18 protein-coding genes are annotated in these 17,346 nt (G+C 64.6%); 8 read left to right on the top strand and 10 right to left on the bottom strand.

What is annotated here, in order from left to right; translation table 11 throughout:
- Nucleotides 1-11: 11 nt before the first annotated feature.
- A complete protein-coding gene (locus DXH78_RS14600) occupies nucleotides 12-1,529 on the bottom strand; it encodes a replicative DNA helicase (RefSeq protein ID WP_115517976.1) in 1,518 nt (505 codons plus the stop codon).
- A 228-nt stretch (nucleotides 1,530-1,757) separates the two neighbouring features.
- The gene (locus DXH78_RS14595) at nucleotides 1,758-3,017 is read right to left on the bottom strand and encodes a cyclopropane fatty acid synthase (protein WP_115518493.1); all 1,260 of its coding nucleotides are present in this window, start codon (nucleotides 3,015-3,017) and stop codon (nucleotides 1,758-1,760) included.
- 323 nt (nucleotides 3,018-3,340) lie between these two features.
- Here DXH78_RS14595 and DXH78_RS19945 point away from each other — a divergent pair, with 323 nt between their 5' ends.
- On the top strand, nucleotides 3,341-3,916 hold the full coding sequence (locus tag DXH78_RS19945; protein WP_168192843.1) for a hypothetical protein: 576 nt from the start codon (nucleotides 3,341-3,343) through the stop codon (nucleotides 3,914-3,916).
- 94 nt (nucleotides 3,917-4,010) lie between these two features.
- Here the strand turns inward: DXH78_RS19945 and rplI are convergent, their stop codons facing one another.
- From rplI to DXH78_RS14565, 5 genes are all read right to left on the bottom strand, one after another.
- Nucleotides 4,011-4,673: a 50S ribosomal protein L9 gene (rplI, locus tag DXH78_RS14585; protein ID WP_115517974.1), complete on the bottom strand. Its 663-nt coding sequence runs from the start codon at nucleotides 4,671-4,673 to the stop codon at nucleotides 4,011-4,013.
- 41 nt (nucleotides 4,674-4,714) lie between these two features.
- Complete coding sequence (locus DXH78_RS14580; RefSeq protein WP_168192842.1) at nucleotides 4,715-5,680, bottom strand: DUF2232 domain-containing protein; 966 nt, start codon at nucleotides 5,678-5,680, stop codon at nucleotides 4,715-4,717.
- A 215-nt stretch (nucleotides 5,681-5,895) separates the two neighbouring features.
- Entirely contained in the window at nucleotides 5,896-6,150 is a 255-nt protein-coding gene (gene rpsR, locus DXH78_RS14575) for a 30S ribosomal protein S18 (RefSeq protein WP_115517972.1), read from the bottom strand.
- Between the two features lie 3 nt (nucleotides 6,151-6,153).
- Nucleotides 6,154-6,606: a 30S ribosomal protein S6 gene (rpsF, locus tag DXH78_RS14570; RefSeq protein ID WP_115517971.1), complete on the bottom strand. Its 453-nt coding sequence runs from the start codon at nucleotides 6,604-6,606 to the stop codon at nucleotides 6,154-6,156.
- A gap of 255 nt (nucleotides 6,607-6,861) precedes the next feature.
- Nucleotides 6,862-7,086: a hypothetical protein gene (locus DXH78_RS14565; protein WP_115517970.1), complete on the bottom strand. Its 225-nt coding sequence runs from the start codon at nucleotides 7,084-7,086 to the stop codon at nucleotides 6,862-6,864.
- A gap of 247 nt (nucleotides 7,087-7,333) precedes the next feature.
- Between DXH78_RS14565 and fabD the strand changes: the two genes are divergently transcribed.
- The 7 genes from fabD (at nucleotide 7,334) to gmk (ending at nucleotide 14,319) form a co-directional block, all read left to right on the top strand.
- Entirely contained in the window at nucleotides 7,334-8,281 is a 948-nt protein-coding gene (fabD, locus tag DXH78_RS14560; RefSeq protein WP_115517969.1) for an ACP S-malonyltransferase, read from the top strand.
- Nucleotides 8,281-9,018 carry a 3-oxoacyl-[acyl-carrier-protein] reductase gene (gene fabG, locus DXH78_RS14555; protein WP_115517968.1) on the top strand — a complete coding sequence of 246 codons (738 nt, stop codon included), beginning with the start codon at nucleotides 8,281-8,283 and terminating at the stop codon, nucleotides 9,016-9,018. The genes fabD and fabG overlap by 1 nt, the downstream gene beginning before the upstream one ends.
- 325 nt (nucleotides 9,019-9,343) lie before the next feature.
- Nucleotides 9,344-9,583 carry an acyl carrier protein gene (locus DXH78_RS14550; protein WP_056911484.1) on the top strand — a complete coding sequence of 80 codons (240 nt, stop codon included), beginning with the start codon at nucleotides 9,344-9,346 and terminating at the stop codon, nucleotides 9,581-9,583.
- 196 nt (nucleotides 9,584-9,779) lie between these two features.
- The gene (gene fabF / locus DXH78_RS14545; protein ID WP_115517967.1) at nucleotides 9,780-11,045 is read left to right on the top strand and encodes a beta-ketoacyl-ACP synthase II; all 1,266 of its coding nucleotides are present in this window, start codon (nucleotides 9,780-9,782) and stop codon (nucleotides 11,043-11,045) included.
- A 429-nt stretch (nucleotides 11,046-11,474) separates the two neighbouring features.
- Complete coding sequence (gene mltG, locus DXH78_RS14540; RefSeq protein WP_115517966.1) at nucleotides 11,475-12,593, top strand: endolytic transglycosylase MltG; 1,119 nt, start codon at nucleotides 11,475-11,477, stop codon at nucleotides 12,591-12,593.
- 167 nt (nucleotides 12,594-12,760) lie between these two features.
- The gene (locus DXH78_RS14535; RefSeq protein WP_115517965.1) at nucleotides 12,761-13,651 is read left to right on the top strand and encodes a YicC/YloC family endoribonuclease; all 891 of its coding nucleotides are present in this window, start codon (nucleotides 12,761-12,763) and stop codon (nucleotides 13,649-13,651) included.
- Nucleotides 13,648-14,319 carry a guanylate kinase gene (gene gmk, locus DXH78_RS14530; protein ID WP_245416881.1) on the top strand — a complete coding sequence of 224 codons (672 nt, stop codon included), beginning with the start codon at nucleotides 13,648-13,650 and terminating at the stop codon, nucleotides 14,317-14,319. Before DXH78_RS14535 ends, gmk begins: the two co-directional genes overlap by 4 nt.
- 17 nt (nucleotides 14,320-14,336) lie before the next feature.
- Here the strand turns inward: gmk and rsmA are convergent, their stop codons facing one another.
- Genes rsmA through DXH78_RS14515 form a run of 3 tightly spaced genes read right to left on the bottom strand, consistent with a single transcriptional unit; the run spans nucleotide 14,337 to nucleotide 17,172 of the window.
- A complete protein-coding gene (gene rsmA / locus DXH78_RS14525; protein WP_115517964.1) occupies nucleotides 14,337-15,188 on the bottom strand; it encodes a 16S rRNA (adenine(1518)-N(6)/adenine(1519)-N(6))-dimethyltransferase RsmA in 852 nt (283 codons plus the stop codon).
- A gap of 11 nt (nucleotides 15,189-15,199) precedes the next feature.
- Nucleotides 15,200-16,234 (bottom strand): 4-hydroxythreonine-4-phosphate dehydrogenase PdxA, encoded by a 1,035-nt coding sequence (pdxA, locus tag DXH78_RS14520; RefSeq protein ID WP_115517963.1) that lies wholly within the window; start codon nucleotides 16,232-16,234, stop codon nucleotides 15,200-15,202.
- Complete coding sequence (locus DXH78_RS14515) at nucleotides 16,231-17,172, bottom strand: peptidylprolyl isomerase (protein ID WP_210209588.1); 942 nt, start codon at nucleotides 17,170-17,172, stop codon at nucleotides 16,231-16,233. The genes pdxA and DXH78_RS14515 overlap by 4 nt, the downstream gene beginning before the upstream one ends.
- Nucleotides 17,173-17,346 lie beyond the last annotated feature (174 nt).

Below are 17,346 nucleotides of genomic sequence, written 5' to 3'. Positions count from 1 at the left end.
GGATAACGACGCTACTCCATCCGCTCAGGCAGATGATCGCTGTGCGCCAAGGTGAAGAACTTGGTGATCGAGCCGTCGAAGCCGAGTTCGACCGTGCCGGTCGGGCCGTGACGCTGCTTGCCGATGATGACTTCGGCCTTGCCGCCGACCTTGTCGCCTTCCGCCATCCAGGCCGCGAACTTCTCGCGGTCGCTCTCCAGCGGCTTGCGCATGACGTGGTAATATTCTTCGCGGTAGACGAACAGCACGACGTCGGCGTCCTGTTCGATCGAGCCCGATTCACGCAAGTCGGACAACTGCGGGCGCTTGTCTTCGCGGCTCTCGACCTGACGCGACAACTGCGACAGCGCGATCACCGGCACCTGAAGCTCCTTGGCGAGCGCCTTGAGCTTGGTGGTGATCTCGGTGATTTCCTGCACGCGGTTCTCGCTCGAGCGCTTCGACGAACCGGTGAGCAACTGAAGATAGTCGATGATCAGCAGATCGAGGCCGCGCTGGCGCTTGAGGCGCCGCGCCCGTGCCGACAGTTGCGCGATCGACAGGCCGCCGGTCTCGTCGATGAAGAACGGGATGTTCTGCATCTCGATCGAGGCATCCTTGATGCGCTCGAAATCGGCTTCGCCGATCGAGCCGCGGCGGATCTGGTTCGACGGAATGCCGGTCTGCTCGGCGATGATACGGGTGGCGAGCTGTTCGGCCGACATTTCCAGCGAGAAGAAGCCGACCACGCCGCCGTTCACCGCCTTCATGTGGCCGTCGGGCTTGACCTCGCCGACATAGGACTTGGCGATGTTGTAGCCGACATTGGTGGCGAGCGACGACTTGCCCATGCCGGGCCGGCCGGCAAGCACGATCAAGTCGGACGGTTGCAGGCCGCCCATCATGCGGTCGAGATCGGCAAGGCCGGTGGCGATGCCGGACAGTTTGCCGTCGCGCTGATAGGCGTGCGCGGCCATGTCGACGGCGGTGGTGAGCGCCTGACCGAAACGCTGGAAGCCGCCGTCGTAGCGGCCGACTTCGGCGAGTTCGAACAGCTTGCGTTCGGCGTCCTCGATCTGGGCGCGCGGCGCGAAATCGACCGGCGCATCGTAGGCGACGTTGACCATGTCCTCGCCGACCTTGATCAGGTCGCGGCGGATCGACAGGTCGTAGATGGTGCGGCCGTAATCCTCGGCGTTGATGATGGTGGTCGCTTCGGCGGCGAGGCGGGCAAGGTACTGGCTCAGCGTCAGGCCGCCGATGACGATCGATGAATCGAGGAAGGTCTTGGCGGTAACCGGGGTCGCCACCTTGCCGGCGCGGATCAGGTCGCCGGCGATCTGGTAGATCTGGTTATGGATTGGCTCGAAGAAGTGTTCGGGCTTGAGAAAATCGGAGACCCGGTAGAAGGCTTCGTTGTTGATCAGGATCGCGCCCAGCAGCGCCTGCTCCGCCTCGATGTTGTGCGGTGCGGTGCGGTAAAGCGGGTCCGGTTCTTTGCCGAGCGGGGCAGAGACCGGTTTGCGAAGGACTGATTCGACTGGGGCCATGAGTTTGCGTGCGGCGCTTGTGCGGCGGATTTTTGTTCACGCTTGCTTAACCACGCAGACCCGGCGGCGCGATGGCGCATTCGCCTTATTGCCGCTGTCCACAGCGTGTGCCGGTACAAGCGAATGCATCGCGCGAAATCGGTTGACCTGACGCCGGTACGAGCGGCGCATCAAAAAAGCCGGCGCGATCAGCGCCGGCGTTGAATTCGCTCGGCAATCCGGAACGGCCTATTCGCCGGCCAGACGCAAAGGCACCTGACGCCGGTCTTCCAGCACGCGCAGGCGCTGTTCTTCGCGCATGATGTAGTCGCGGGTGATCGGCACCACATCCTGCCGTTTGGTGAGCTGGATCTGGAACACCATCATATCCTGCTCGCGGAACGACATTTCGGAAGCGGCGAGGTAGAACTCCCACATGCGGACAAAGCGTCGGTCGTAGATGCGCTCGACTTCCTCGCGGTGGGCGAGGAAACGCTCGCGCCAGTGCTTCAGGGTTTCGGCGTAGTGCAGCCGCAGGATTTCGATATCGGTGACGAGCAGGCCGGATTTTTCGATCTTCGGCAGCACCTCGGACAGCGACGGGATGTAGCCGCCGGGGAAAATGTATTTGGAAATCCACGGATTGGTGACGCTCGGCCCCTCGGAACGGCCGATCGAGTGCAACACCATGACGCCGTCGTCCTTCAGGAGTTCGGCGGCTTTGTTAAAGTAAGTCTCGAAGTGATTGACGCCAACATGCTCGAACATGCCGACCGAGACGATGCGGTCGAAGCTGTCGTTCAGGTCGCGGTAGTCCTGGAGGATGAAGCGGGCGCGCGCCGACAGGCCGCGTTCCACGGCCCGCTCGTTGGCGACGGCGTGCTGTTCCTGCGACAAGGTGATGCCGGTGACATTGGCGTTGCCGTATTCGGCCAGATAGAGGCCGAGCCCGCCCCAGCCGCAGCCGATGTCGAGAATGCGCAGGTCCTTGCGGTCGGGCGAGAGGCGCAGCTTGGCGGCCAGATGGCGCTTCTTGGCCAGTTGCGCATCGTCGAGCGACTGGTCCGGCCGCTCGAAATAGGCGCAGCTATATTGCCGGTCGGCATCGAGGAAGAGGGAATAGAGCCGGCCGTCGAGGTCGTAGTGATGGGCGACGTTCTGCCGCGAGCGCTTGCGCGGGTTGAACTGCTTGATGCGGCGCCAGAGATAGCGGATCAGGAACTGCGGCTTGGCCCAGTGCGGCACTTCGCTGTCCTGGCCGAGCGCGATCGCCAGCACATCGGCGATGGAGCCTTCCTCGACGACAAATGTACCGTTCATGTAGGACTCGCCGAGCTTGAGCTCGGGGTCGAGCAGGATGCCCCATTCGGCGGCACGGGTGGCAAAGCGCACCGATACCGGCGGCCCGGAGCCGTCGCCGAAAATGAGGACGGTGCCGCGCGACGTGGTGACCCGGAAATTGCCGCGCCGGATAAACGTCTTCAGTAAGAAACGAAGCAACCGGTCCATCGGCCGCATCCATCCGCCCGACATCACTCGGACACCGATCGCGCGTCGTACCCGCGCGATGCGTTAACCGGCCCGGCGGCGGCCGGTTGCAACAGGCGGTATTCAACCAAAGACTGAATGCCTCAGCAATGCCGCAAATTGCGACGCTGCATGCAGGATTGGCAGGGCCCGAGCCTTGTTCCGGCCCAATCGGGTGGTCACAAGTCCTTGTGAATCCGCTATGGAGCCACGGTGCGGCCGGGCGGGGCGATCGGCTAAAGGGAGGGCCGGGGCTGCGTATTTTGGGCGCGCTCTTTGGGCCCAGGACAGAGGGATCGGCGGCGATGACGTTGATGGGACTGAGAGTTTTCCGCCTGGCGGGACTGGCCATGCTGACGATGGCGGCGCCGGCCTGCGCCCAGGACAACCTCGACCGGGGCAAGTCGGCGCAACAGCTTTTCGCCTCCGACTGCGCCATCTGCCACAAAAGCCCGCAGGGGCTGGCCAAAGCTGGTGGTCTGTTCGGGCTGCAGGGCTTTCTGCGCGAGCACTACACGGCGAGCCGGGAGACGGCCAATTTGCTGGCCCGCTATATTGAATCGGCCGGTGCGGCGCCGGCGGCGGATCAGAAGCGCCAGCCTCAGCAGCGCCGTACCGCCAAGCCTTCCGATACCAAGCCTTCCGACACCAAGTCCTCGGATACGAAGCCTTCGGACGCCAAACCGTCCGAGGCAAAGCCTTCGGAGGCCAGGACCGACAGCAAGCCCGAGCCGGTGAAGACCGAAGCCAAGCCGGAGCCCAAACCCGAACCCAAAACCGAGGCCAAGCCCGAGAGTGCTCCAGAGCCCAAGGCCAATACCGAAATCAAATCCGGCATCGCCGTGACGCCGGCCGCGGCCGACAAGCCGAAGTCCGAGTAACCCGGCTGGCGCCGCAACGCGCTTCGATATCTCCGCAAACAAAAACACCGCCCGGATGTGCCGGGCGGTGTTTTTCTTTTCAAGCGTCGGGCGATCAGGCCTCTTCGCTCTTCTTCTTTTTGCCTTTGGCCGGCTTGGCTTCGGCCGCGGGCTCTTCGGTCGCTTCGGCGGCCTCGGCCTCGACTTCCTCTTCCTCGGCGTCGAACAGCGCTTCGGCGCGCTCGCGGGCGGCCTGAGCTTCCGCTTCGGCGTCCTCGGCAACCGAGGCGCGGACGGTCACGTCTTCACCGCGCGCGATGCGCTCGGCTTCGGCTTCGCTGCGGGCGATGATCACGGTCACCGACACGTCGATGTCCGGGTGCAGCGCCAGCGGCACCTTGAACTGGCCGAGCGTCTTGATCGGCGCGTTCAGTTCGATCTGGGTGCGCGAGATGGTCACGCCATCGCTCGAGATCAGCGAGGCGATGTCGCGAGTGGTCACCGAACCGTAGAGCTGGCCGGTTTCCGAGGACTGGCGGATCACGGTGAAGGACTTGCCGTCGACCTTGGCCGCGACCTTGCCGGCCTCGCCCTTGCGCTCGAGGCTTTCCTTCTCGAGATCGGCCCTCATGCTTTCAAAGCGCGCCTTGTTATCGGCGTTGGCGCGCAGCGCCTTGTTGCGCGGCAGGAGAAAGTTGCGGGCATAGCCGTCCTTGACGCGGACGACGTCGCCCATTTTGCCGAGCTTGCCGATACGCTCCAGCAGGATCACTTCCATTGTCGTTACTCCTCGTTTGATCGTTTGATGAAGTTAAAAATTCAGGTCGACGCCGGGGGACCACGCCGCAGCGCGGCGCGGGCCCGGAAGTTGAAAATCTGTTCGGCAAGTCCGACGAGGCACAGCACCAGGATCGGCCAGCCGAAAATCAGCACCGCCGCATAGACGCCGGCGAGCACGAAGCCGCGCGCCGACATGCCGCGCGTGACCGAGTGAATGACGGCAAAGCCGAGCACGCCGTAGACAATCAGCAGGCTCGCCATGACGATGCCGGCGACAATGCCGACCATGCCGTCGATGAAGGTGACGGCGACCGCGACGGCGAGCGCCGCGGCGGTCAACGGCGGAAGCGTCATCTCGGAAATCGCCGGCCATGGCCGTGTCAGGCGGCCGGAGAATTTTACGATGCGGCCGGCCAGCCAGAGATTGACGGTGTTGGTCAGCGTCGCCATCACCGCGGTGGCCGGCGGAATGACGACGACCAGCAGGTCGACGAAGCGTTCGGGATTGCGCAATGCGGCCGGTCCTGACGAGCCAGCTTCGCTGGCGGCGATACGGAACACCTCATGCACCGCCACGCGCATGGCTTCACGGAATGCATCGGCGTCGCCGCCCATCATCAGCACGGTGAGAACGATGAGAGCGCTGGCAAGGCCCGCTGCCCAGGCCACCAGACGGCCGGGTGGATACCATTCGAGCGAAGCGGTGCCGTTGCTTCCAACCGGCCGCGCCAGCATGGCCAGATAGCCGAGCCACCAGCCGGGCAGGCCGATGCCGGCGAAAAAGGCAACGAAGAAAAGACTGCCGAACAGCAGCCAGATGGCGAGGCCGCCGGTGACGGCACCGATCAGCGCCGCCCAGTGGCTCCAGCCCAGCGCTGCGATCATGATGGGAAGGGGCGCCAGATAGGCGAGGGGCACCGAAAGCGGCGAGCCCGAGGTCAGCGATGCGAACAGCAATGCCGCCGCCGCGCCCGAACCCAAACCTATGAGGCCAAATTGCATCATCACCAGCTGTCCCGCTCCAGGAGCGGTTAGAGGCGGATCGTGTTCTTCAGCAGAACCGTCCGCCCCAACCATCGGCGCCCGGGCTCAGTCCCGCGCGCCTCGTTTCTTGAGCCTCATCCTGAGGAGCGGGCGCAAGCCCGCGTCTCGAAGGATGAGGGATGTCGCTTCGCCCTTCGAGACGCGCACCTTGCGGTGCGCTCCTCAGGGCGAGGCGGTTACCGAATGACGTAAGGCAGCAGACCGAGGAAGCGCGAGCGCTTGATCGCCTGGGCGAGTTCACGCTGCTTCTTGGCCGACACCGCAGTGATGCGGGACGGCACGATCTTGCCGCGCTCGGAGACGTAACGCTGCAGCAGCTTCACGTCCTTGAAGTCGATCTTCGGCGCATTGGCGCCCGAGAACGGGCAGGTCTTGCGACGACGGAAGAACGGACGGCGCTGGCCGCCACCCTGCGAAGAACCGAAAGCCATGACTTATTCCTCCCCGCCGGTATCGGCATCGTCGTCGCGACGCGGACGACGCTCACGGTCGCCACCACGGCCACCACCGAAGCCGCGGTCGCCGCGGTCACCCCGATCGCCACGGTCACCGCGATCATCGCGGTCCGACTTGCGCATCATCGCCGAGGGACCTTCCTCGAGCTCTTCAACGCGAATGGTGAGATAGCGCATGACGTCTTCGTTGATGCGCTCCTGGCGCTCGACTTCGGTCAGCGCCGCCGCGGGGGCTTCGACGTTGAGCAACGTCATGTGCGCCTTGCGGTTCTTGTTCATGCGGTAGGAGAGCGACTTGAGGCCCCAGTATTCGGACTTGGTGACCTTGCCGCCGCCTTCGGTGATGACACCGGTCAGCTTGACGGTCAGCTCTTCCACCTGCTGCGGGCTCAGATCGGGCCGCGCCAGATAGACGTGTTCGTACAATGGCATGGAATGCCTTTCCCTTGGTTTGCCCATTTCCGTCGTCTCGGCGCCTAGCCCTTCGAGCCCTTCGGGAAAGGCTCGATTTGCTCTGAAGGCGGAAACACGGGACGCCGGGCTTTTGAGGGCCCTACCGTAAGCGGCTGAATTATCAGTCGAAAAACGGCCGTCCGTTCAGTCCCCAACCGGGAGCGACGGAAGATCGCGGGGTTATAGGGATTCTGGCGCAAAAGGCAAGGATTGGCGGGGCTGATCGGCCGAGGTTTACGCCGCAGTCGGGCCTTTTTGCAGCCGGCCGGCGAGCTTCACCGCCAGATCGACGCCCTCGCGGATCTGGCGGGCGCATACGGGATCGCGTTCGTCGCCGTTCTTGCGCGCCGTATTGAGTGCCGCCAGCAGCCTTTCCAGGTTTCGGGCCAGCAATTCCTGGCGGAAACCGGGGTCGGTGCGAGCGCGCTCAATGTCCTCCTCGGTGTTCAGGTCGGCCATGAACGGTTCCGCCGCGCGGGGCTACGATGTCGCCGCGCCCAAGGATACAGTGTGGTTGAGCGAAAAATCCTAGCGGCAGAGTCTTTTAGACTGGTTACTGCCTTCGGGCCCGCGCCCGGGGGAGCTTCGGATAACTCAGGTTGACATCGCGCGAGGACCCGTGTTTTTCGGCCCCGGTTTCGCCCCGGGGCTGGGTTCCGGGTACAGGCGACGGTATCCAGACACAGCGCAGGGTAAGCAGAAGACCATGACGGTCGCATTCGTATTTCCCGGTCAGGGCAGCCAGACGGTTGGCATGGGCAAGGCGCTGGCCGATGCCTTTCCGGTCGCCAAAGCGGTGTTCGATGAGGTCGACGCAGCGCTGTCGGAGAAACTGTCGACGCTGATCTTCGAGGGCCCGATCGAGACGCTGACCCTGACCGAGAATGCGCAACCGGCCTTGATGGCGGTGTCGCTGGCGGCCTTCCGCGTGCTGCAGGCGGAGGCCGGGCTCGACCTCCAGCGCGACGCCCAATTCGTCGCCGGCCATTCGCTCGGCGAATATTCGGCGCTGGCCGCGGCCGGTACCTTTTCGGTGTCGGATGCGGCGCGTCTGTTGCGCACCCGCGGTCAGGCCATGCAGAAGGCGGTGCCGGCAGGCGCCGGCGCCATGGCGGCGCTGATCGGTCTCGATTTCGATGCCGCGGCAGCGGTGGCCGCCGAAGCCGCGCAGGGCCAGGTATGTCAGGCGGCCAACGACAATGGCGGCGGGCAGGTGGTCGTGTCCGGCGACAAGGCGGCAGTCGAACGCGCCGTCGAGATTGCCAAGGGCAAGGGAGCCAAGCGCGCCATGCTGCTGCAGGTATCCGCGCCGTTCCATTGCGCCCTGATGCAGCCGGCCGCCGACGTGATGGCCGAGGCCTTGTCCAAGGTTCAGGTCAACAAGCCCGCCGTGCCGGTGGTCGCCAATGTCACCGCGGGCCCGCTGAGCGAACCCGCCGACATCGTCAAGTCGTTGGTCGCGCAGGTGACGGGCACCGTGCGCTGGCGCGAATGCGTTGCCTATATGGCGGCGCAGGGCGTGACGCAGTTTTACGAAGTCGGCGCCGGCAAGGTGCTGGCCGGCCTCAACAAGCGCATCGCCGACGGTGCGACCACGACCTCGATCGGCACGCCCGACGACGTCACCGCCTTTAAAGCCGGGAGAAATGGCTGATGTTTAGTCTCAACGGAAAAACCGCGCTGGTCACCGGCGCGACCGGCGCCATCGGCGAGGCCATTGCGCGGTCGATGCATGCGCAGGGCGCCACCGTCGCCATTTCCGGCACGCGCCAGGACGCGCTGGACAAGCTGGCCGGCGAACTCGGCAGTCGCGTTCATGTATTGCCCTGCGATCTGTCCAACATGGAGCAGGTCGAGGCGCTGGTGCCGGCGGCGGAAGAGAAGATGGAGAAGCTCGACATCCTCGTCGCCAATGCCGGCGTCAACAAGGACAACCTGTTCGTTCAGCTCAAGGACGAGGACTGGGACAAGGTCATCGCCGTCAATCTCACGGCGACGTTCCGCCTGACGCGCGCGGCGGTCTCGCGGATGATGCGCCGGCGCTACGGCCGCATCATCGGCATCTCGTCGGTGGTCGGCTTCACCGGTAATCCGGGGCAGGGGAATTACACGGCGTCGAAGGCCGGCATGGTCGGCATGATGAAGTCGGTCGCCGCCGAATATGCCAAGCGCAACGTCACCGCCAACTGCATTGCGCCGGGCATCATCACCTCGGCCATGACCGACAAGCTCAACGACAAGCAGCGCGAGACGATCCTGTCCAAGGTTCCTGCGGGGAAACTCGGCACGCCGCTGGACGTGGCCGCGGCGGCAGTCTATTTGGCCTCCGACGAGGCGGCCTACGTGACCGGACAGACCATTCATGTGAATGGCGGCATGGCGATGTTCTAGGGCGTCCGCACACCGTTGCCGGAGGGCGGCGGCGGTGTGCAAAGCAATACCGAGCGCGTAGCGACAAGATGTGATTTAGCGTGGCTTTTCAGCCCTCTAACGAATAGACTGGGGCTGCTAGTCAACGCATTTGAAGTGTGGTAACCGAATTTCGGCCCGGCTGGGGCGGCCGATGGCGGGAAGTCTCGATGCACCAAAATAGCGGTGCCGAACTGACCCGCGATCCGACGCCGTAGACGCCACTGTCACCACGACGAGGCCGAAGCGCGATGGCTGTGAACCGACCGGGGCACAGCCAATTCTAATGAAGCACGAGGTTGGACCGATGAGTGACGTTGCCGAGCGGGTGAAGAAGATCGTCGTGGAGCACCTGGGCGTTGAGCCCGACAAGGTGACCGAAGGGGCAAGCTTTATCGATGATCTTGGTGCCGACAGTCTCGACACTGTCGAGCTCGTGATGGCCTTCGAGGAAGAGTTCGGCTGCGAAATCCCCGACGATGCCGCCGAGACGATTCTCACCGTCGGCGACGCCGTCAAATTCCTCGAAAAGAACGCCAAGAGCTGAACGCTGCGAGGCGAGCTGACGCTGCCACGCATCGGATTTCCGGGCCCCGCCTTGCCGGCTACCGGCGTGCGGGCCTGGATGTGTGCGGGCGACCGATCTCCGGATTTCCCGGTGAAGTGTGTTCGCAGCGCGGCGCGCTGGCCGATGGCCGAGCCGTCGCGGCTGCGTGCGTCATCGTAATAGCACGGAGCCGGATATGAGACGGGTTGTCGTCACCGGATTGGGAATGCTGACGCCGCTGGGTTGCGGCGTCGAGCCGACATGGTCACGCCTGATCAAGGGCGAGAGCGGCGCCAAGAAGGTCGATACCTTCGAGGTGTCCGATCTGCCGGCCAAGATCGCCTGCATCATTCCGCGCGGCGACGGCACCAACGGCACCTACAATCCCGATCAGTGGATGGAGCCGAAGGAGCAGCGCAAGGTCGATCCGTTCATCGTCTATGCGATGTGCGCAGCGACCCAGGCGCTCAACGACGCCGGCTGGCATCCTGAGACTGAGGACGAGAAGGTCGCGACCGGCGTCCTGATCGGCTCCGGCATCGGCGGCATCGAAGGCGTCGCCGATATGGCGGTGATCCTGCACGAGAAGGGCCCGCGCCGCGTTTCGCCGTTCTTCATTCCCGGCCGCATCATCAATCTGGCGTCCGGTTTCGTCTCGATTGAGCATGGCCTGAAGGGCCCGAACTCGGCGGTGGTCACCGCGTGCTCGACCGGCGCACATGCGATCGGCGATGCCGGCCGCATGATCGCGCTCGGCGACGCCGACGTCATGGTGGCGGGCGGCGCTGAATCGCCTGTGAACAGGATGTCGCTCGCCGGCTTCTCGGCGCTGCGCGCGCTCTCGACCGCGTTCAACGAAGAACCGACGCGCGCGTCGCGTCCCTACGACAAGGCGCGTGACGGCTTCGTCATGGGTGAGGGCGCCGGCGCTGTCGTGCTGGAAGAACTCGAACATGCCAAGGCGCGCGGCGCCAGAATTTACGGCGAACTCGTCGGCTACGGCCTGTCCGGCGACGCCTATCACATCACCGCGCCGTCTCCGGATGGCGATGGCGCCTATCGCTGCATGAAGATGGCGCTCAAGCGGGCCGGGTTGTCGCCGGGCGACATCGACTACATCAACGCCCACGGCACATCGACGCCGCTCGGCGACGAGATCGAGCTTGGCGCCGTGCAACGGCTGATCGGCAACGATGCCGCGCATGTCTCGATGTCGTCGACCAAGTCGTGCATCGGCCATCTGCTTGGTGCGGCCGGCGCAGTCGAGGCGATCTTCTCCGTCCTCTCGATCCGCGACGGGATCGTGCCGCCGACCATCAACCTCGACAATCCATCGGTCGAGACACCGATCGATCTCGTGCCGCACAAAGCCCGCAAACGCGACGTAGATGTAGCGCTGTCCAACTCGTTCGGTTTCGGCGGCACCAATGCGTCGCTGATCTTCAGCCGCTATAACGGCTAGCGTTCCGGGCCATGGCTGCGCTAACCTTGCGCGGACGTGGCGAGGGCACGCGGAGGGGAACTTCGACCGGGTGTGGTGGTAAAGAGGGCCATGCGCGCCGGTATTGCAGACAAGGCGGTGCGGCCTCGCGCTTTCGCCACAATTCTTTCTAACCTGCGCAATCTGCTTTCGTTTTCGAGCTGCGGTCCCTTGCCCAGGGCCAGCGCCGCTCCGAAGTCAGGCATGATCGGTCAAATGCGCGAATCGGACATCGGATAAAGCCTGTCGGGCTAGGAAAGCGAGAGCGGACGTTTGGCGAACCTTCCACCAGATCACGACCGACAGCCGGGTACGCGCCCCGGTTCTGTCGCGCGTGCGGCCGCAAGCCCGGTGCCGCCGCCGTCATCCAACAAATTGCCGCGCAGCCCACGCGCGGCGCTTGAGCCCGAAATGGTGCCGGCGCCGCGGCGTCATTCGGCCCGCGTCCGCCACCCGATGGTGGTGTTCGGCAATGCCATCTTCACGCTACTCGTTCTCGTCGCCCTCGCGGGCGGCGGCGCGCTGTATGTCGGCAAGCAGAGATTCGATGCGCCGGGTCCGCTCGGCGAAGACAAGATCGTCAACATTCCTCAGGGCTACGGCGTCAGCGATATCTCCGATCTTCTGAAGCGAGAAGGCGTGATCGATCAGCCTTACGTGTTTATGGGCGGCGTTGCCGTGCTGAAGGCGCGCGGGCTGACGCTGAAGCACGGCGAATACAAGTTCGCCAAGCAGGCCAGCCTGTCGGATGTCGTCGAGACCTTGAGCGAAGGCAAGGTGGTGCAGCACACCTTCACCGTCGCTGAGGGGCTGACCTCCGAGCAGATCGTGCAGCGCCTGCTTGAGACCGATGCACTGTCGGGGCAGATCAAGGAAATTCCGCGCGAGGGCACGTTGCTGCCCGAGACCTACAAGTTTACGCGCGGCATGTCGCGCGAACTGATCCTGCAGCGCATGCAGCAATCGCAGAAGCGCGTGCTGCAGGAAGTGTGGGCGCGTCGCTCGCCCGACCTGCCGGCGCAAATCCAGACGCCGGAGCAGCTCGTCACATTGGCTTCGATCGTCGAGAAGGAAACGGGTCGCGACGACGAGCGCACGCGCGTCGCCGCCGTCTTCGTCAACCGTCTCAAGGCGAAGATGAAGCTGCAATCCGATCCGACCATCATCTACGGCCTGACCGGCGGCAAAGGCGCGCTCGGCCGGCCGATCATGAAGAGCGAAATCGAGCAGCACACGCCGTACAACACCTATACGATCGAAGGGCTGCCGCCGGGGCCGATCGCCAATCCGGGCCGCGCTTCGCTCGAGGCCACCGCCAATCCGGCGCGTACCAAGGAATTGTTCTTCGTCGCCGACGGCACCGGCGGCCACACCTTCTCGGACAGTTACGCCGAGCACCAGAAGGCGGTTGTCAAATTGCGGGCCATCGAGCGCGGCAACGGCGCCGCCCCGGCAGCGCCTGCCGCCGCGCCGGCCGAAGCACCGGCGCCGGCGGTCGATCCGAAGCCGAAAGCCGGCCTGCGGCGGTAACGGAGCGGTTTCCTTCTTCTATGCTTTCTGCCGAAGCGGCGTTTCCACGCCCCGACCGGATGCTTTATGTCGGCGCGTTTCTTCACGCGGATCGGTATCCACCTCGCTTGAAAACGCTATAAGGTCCGCCGGTCTTCACCGTTGAACAGCAGCGCGAGTTTTTATCTATGGCCTTGTCGAGCATGACCGGATTTGCCCGTGGGCAGGGCGTCGCCGGCGCCTATGTCTGGAATTGGGAGATCAAGTCCGTCAATGCCAAGGGGCTCGACGTGCGCCTGCGCGTGCCGCCGGGCTGGGACGCCGTCGACGTCGCAGCCCGCAAGGCGGCGAACGATGCGCTCGCCCGCGGCACGGTCTACGGCAATCTTTCGGTCGAGCGCAAAGGCACGGCGCCGAAGGTAAAAATCAACGAGCCGGTGCTGGCGGCGATCATCGCCACGCTTGATGAAATCGATAACCGCATTGTCGGCGCGGGGCGGCCGACGCTCGACGGCATTCTCGCGCTCAAGGGCGTGATCGAGGTGACTGAAGATGACGACACGCCGGAGGCTCGCCAGGCGGCCGAGCAGGCGGTGATTGCCGGCTTCAACAAGACGCTCGCCGATCTGGTCGCGATGCGCCGGGCCGAAGGCGATGCGCTCGGCAAGATCCTGACGGCGCGGCTCGACGAAATCGGATCGCTCGCCGCACGCGCCGAGGCAGCGCCCGGCCGCAAGCCGGAAGCGATCAAGGCCAGGCTCGCCGAGCAGATCGCGAACCTGATCGAGGCCTCGCAGCGGTTCGACAGCGACCGCCTCTATCAGGAGGCAATCCTGATGGCGAGCAAGGCCGACATCCGCGAAGAGCTGGACCGGCTTGCCTCCCACGGCACCCAGGTACGCAAATTGATTGCCGAGGGCGGGCCGATCGGGCGCCGCCTCGATTTTCTGGCGCAGGAGCTCAACCGCGAATCGAATACGCTGACCGCCAAGGCCAATGACGTCGAGCTTGCCAATATCGGGCTTGAACTGAAAACCGTGGTCGAGCAGTTCCGCGAACAGGTGCAGAACCTGGAATGAACGACGAACCCGACATCACACGCCGCGGCATCATGCTGGTGCTGTCGTCGCCCTCCGGCGCCGGCAAGACCACGCTGACCCGCACCCTGCTGGAGCAGGAAAATATCGATTATCCCGGCAAGCTGGCTTTGTCGGTGTCGGCGACGACGCGGGCGAAGCGGCCGAGCGAGATCGAAGGCATTCACTACTTCTTCAAGACCAAACGCCAGTTCGAGGTGATGCGCGACTCCGGCGAACTGCTCGAATGGGCCGAGGTTCACGGCAATTTCTACGGCACGCCGCGCGAGCCGGTGGAGAAGGCGCTAGCGGAAGGCCGCGACGTGCTGTTCGACATCGACTGGCAGGGCACGCGGCAACTGCTCGACAAGATGCGCGACGATGTGGTGACCGTATTCGTGCTGCCGCCGTCGGCGCAGGAGCTGAAGTCGCGCCTGGTGCGCCGCGCCGAGGACAGCGATGCCGTGATCGCGCAACGGCTGCGCAATGCCGCGGAAGAATTCCAGCACTGGAACGAGTACGATTACATTCTGGTCAACCGCGATCTCGACAAGAGCTTTGCGCGGCTGCGCGCCATCCTGATCGCGGAACGGCTCAAGCGCGTGAAGATGCCGAACCTGAATGTGTTCGTCGACAAGCTGCTGACGGAACTGAAAGGGCTGACGCCGTAGCCCCATTGGCTTGCGAGCTACTGGTTCTTCAGCTTCACATATTCCTGCGCCAGCGCCACGAATCCCGGCACGTCGATCTCTTCGGCGCGCGCGGTCGGCTCGATGCCGGCAGCGCCGAGCAGGGCGGCGGTGTCGACGGCGAGCGATTTAAGGCTCTGCCGCAGCATCTTGCGTCGCTGACCAAAGGCGGCCTCGGTAACGCGCTGCAGGGCGTTCGCATCGCAGGGAATTGGGGTGTCGCGCGGCTCGAGCCGCACCACCGATGAGGTGATCGAGGGCGGCGGCACGAAGGCCGATGGCGCCACATCGAACAATATCTTCGCGTCGGTACGCCAACCGGCGAGCACGGCAAGCCTGCCATAGGCATCGTCACCGACACGGGCAACAATGCGTTCGGCAACCTCGCGCTGAAACATCAGCACCATGCGGTCGTAAAACGGCGGCCAGGGTTCGGCGGTGAGCCACTGGATCAGCAGAGCGGTACCGACATTGTAGGGCAGGTTGGCGACGATGCGGCAGCGCTCGGGGCCGATCAGCGCGTTGTAGTCGGCCTCCAGCGCGTCACCGGATACGATTTCGAGCCGGCCCGGATAGTGGTCCGATATTTCCTGCAACGCGCCGATGGCGCGCTCGTCGCGCTCGATAGCGACGACGCGGCGGGCGCCGAGCGACAAGAGCGCACGTGTCAGCCCGCCCGGTCCGGGGCCGACCTCGATGACGGTGACGGACTCCAGGGGCTCGGCGGCGCGCGCGATGCGGGCCGTGAGATTGAGATCGTGCAGGAAGTTCTGGCCGAGCGATTTCTTGGGCCGCAATTCGTGTTTGCGGATGACGTCGCGCAGCGGGGGCAGATCGTCGATCGAGCCCATGGAGTATGTGCCTATTGGGCCGTCGCCAACGTCGGCGCGTGTGCCGACAGCCGCGCGGCGAGGATGAGCGCTGCAACAAGGCTTGAGGCATCGGCCTTGCCGGTGCCGGCGATATCGAAGGCCGTGCCGTGATCGGGCGAGGTGCGCACGAACGGCAAACCCAAGGTGACGTTGACGCCGTGATCGAAGGCGAGCGTCTTGATCGGGATCAGCGCCTGGTCGTGATACATGCACAAAGCGACGTCGTAACCCGCGCGGGCACGTGCATGAAACAGCGTGTCGGCGGGCAGCGGTCCGACCGCATCAATGCCTTCGCTGCGCAGCGCGGCGACGGCGGGCGCGACGATGTCGCGGTCCTCTTCGCCGAGCGCGCCATTCTCGCCGGCATGCGGGTTCAAGCCGGCAATCGCCAGCCGGGGCCGTGCGATGCCGAAGCGGTTGGCTAGATCGCGCGCGACGATGCGGCCGGTCTCGATAATCAGCGCCTTGCTCAGGCGGCCGACCACGTCCTTCAACGGCAGATGGATGGTCACCGGGACCACAGCGAGTTCGGGCGACCACAGCAGCATCACCGGCTGCGTCTTGCGGCCGGTCGCTTCTTCCGCGAGCTTGGCGAGGAATTCGGTGTGGCCCGGCTCGGCGAAGCCGGAGCGATAGAGCACGTTCTTGGCGATCGGATTGGTCACTACGGCACCGGCGCGGCCCGCGAGCACATCGGCGACGGCGCGGCGGATCGACGCAATTGCGGCGGGGGCGCTGGAGCCATCGGGCACGCCCGGCTGTGCCGTCACCTGAATGTCGAGCGGCACCACCGGAAGGGCGCGATCGAAGGTGGCGCAGGCTTCCGCAGCCGCGACGCTCTTCACCGGCACATCGAGGCCCAGCATGCGGGCGCGGTCGCGAAAAAAATCAGGATCGCCGACGACGTAGAACGCCGGCACATGCAGCGCGGTGCGGCGGCGCCAGACATCGAGCGTGAGTTCGGGGCCGATGCCGGCCGGCTCGCCCAAAGTCAGTGCGAGGGGAAGGCCGGACGCGGGTGTCATTTGTATTCGATCATCGCCGACTTGCGAATGTCTTCCAGGAATTTCTTGGATTCCGCTTCGTAGCGCTCGTTGAAGAGCTTCTCGCGTATCTCTTTCTTGGCCGGCGAGTCGGTCTGGTTTTCTCTCTTTCCGCACAACGCGAACATCTGCCAGCCCTGTGGGGTCGCTTCCGGCGTGCTCAGCCGGCCGATCTCGAGCCGCGCCAGCACATCGCGAAGCTGATCGGGCAGGTCGGAAGAGCTGCGTGTCACCGGCTCACGCACGGCAACGTCGCGCAGGCCGCGCGCCAGCCGGATTCCTGAGTCGCAACTGTTGAAGCGGCTGCGCAGGTTCTCGGCCTCCCGCCGTTTGGCATCGGCGATGCCGGGCGCGGAGCCATTGGGAATGATCACGGTAATGGGATAGAGCGTGTAGACATAGCCGGTGACGTTTTCCGGCGTGTTCGCGGCGCGCATGGCGTTGGCGACGTCGGCGTCGCCGACCTGCAGGCTGGAGCCGAAGCGGCCACGCACCATCTGGGTCCAGACGATCTGAGCTTTCAGGCGCGCCTTGAGGGCGGCCGGCGAAATGCCGCTGCGCTCCAGCATCTGGCCGAACTGCGCCGGCGTCATACGCTGACGCTGCGCCATGTTCTCGAAGGCGTTGTCGACTTCCTTGTCGCCGACATCGAGCCCGTAATATTTCGCCTTGGCGATCTTGAGGCGATCATCGATCAGCTCATTGATGACCTCCTGGCGCGTCGGTGTCTTGCGTGTCGAGGTGGCGATGAGCTTGCTGCGCTGAGAGATATCGAGCTCGGTGATGGGCGAGCCGTTGGCGATGACCACGACTTGCGCACGCGCCGGAGCGGGGGCGACGAGCACGGCGAAAGCCGCCGCCACCAGGGCGCCTGCGATCCAGACTCGGTTCGGTTGAGGTTTCCGCCGCTGCCCCGACATCGTCCGTTCCATCATATCCGCGCCTACAAGTGTTCAGGTATTCCAGAGGTCCAGGTCTTCAAGAGTCCGAGTCTTCAAGAATCCAGGGCTTCAAGGGTCCACGTCAACAAGGGCCGTGGCCGCCCGTTCTGCGGCCGCCGTAGCGGCCCTGTTACCGCCGCCACAAGCGGCAAG

Source organism: Undibacter mobilis, assembly GCF_003367195.1.
Taxonomy (GTDB): Bacteria; Pseudomonadota; Alphaproteobacteria; order Rhizobiales; family Xanthobacteraceae; genus Pseudolabrys; species Pseudolabrys mobilis.
This window is presented reverse-complemented; position numbering and strand designations above follow the sequence as displayed.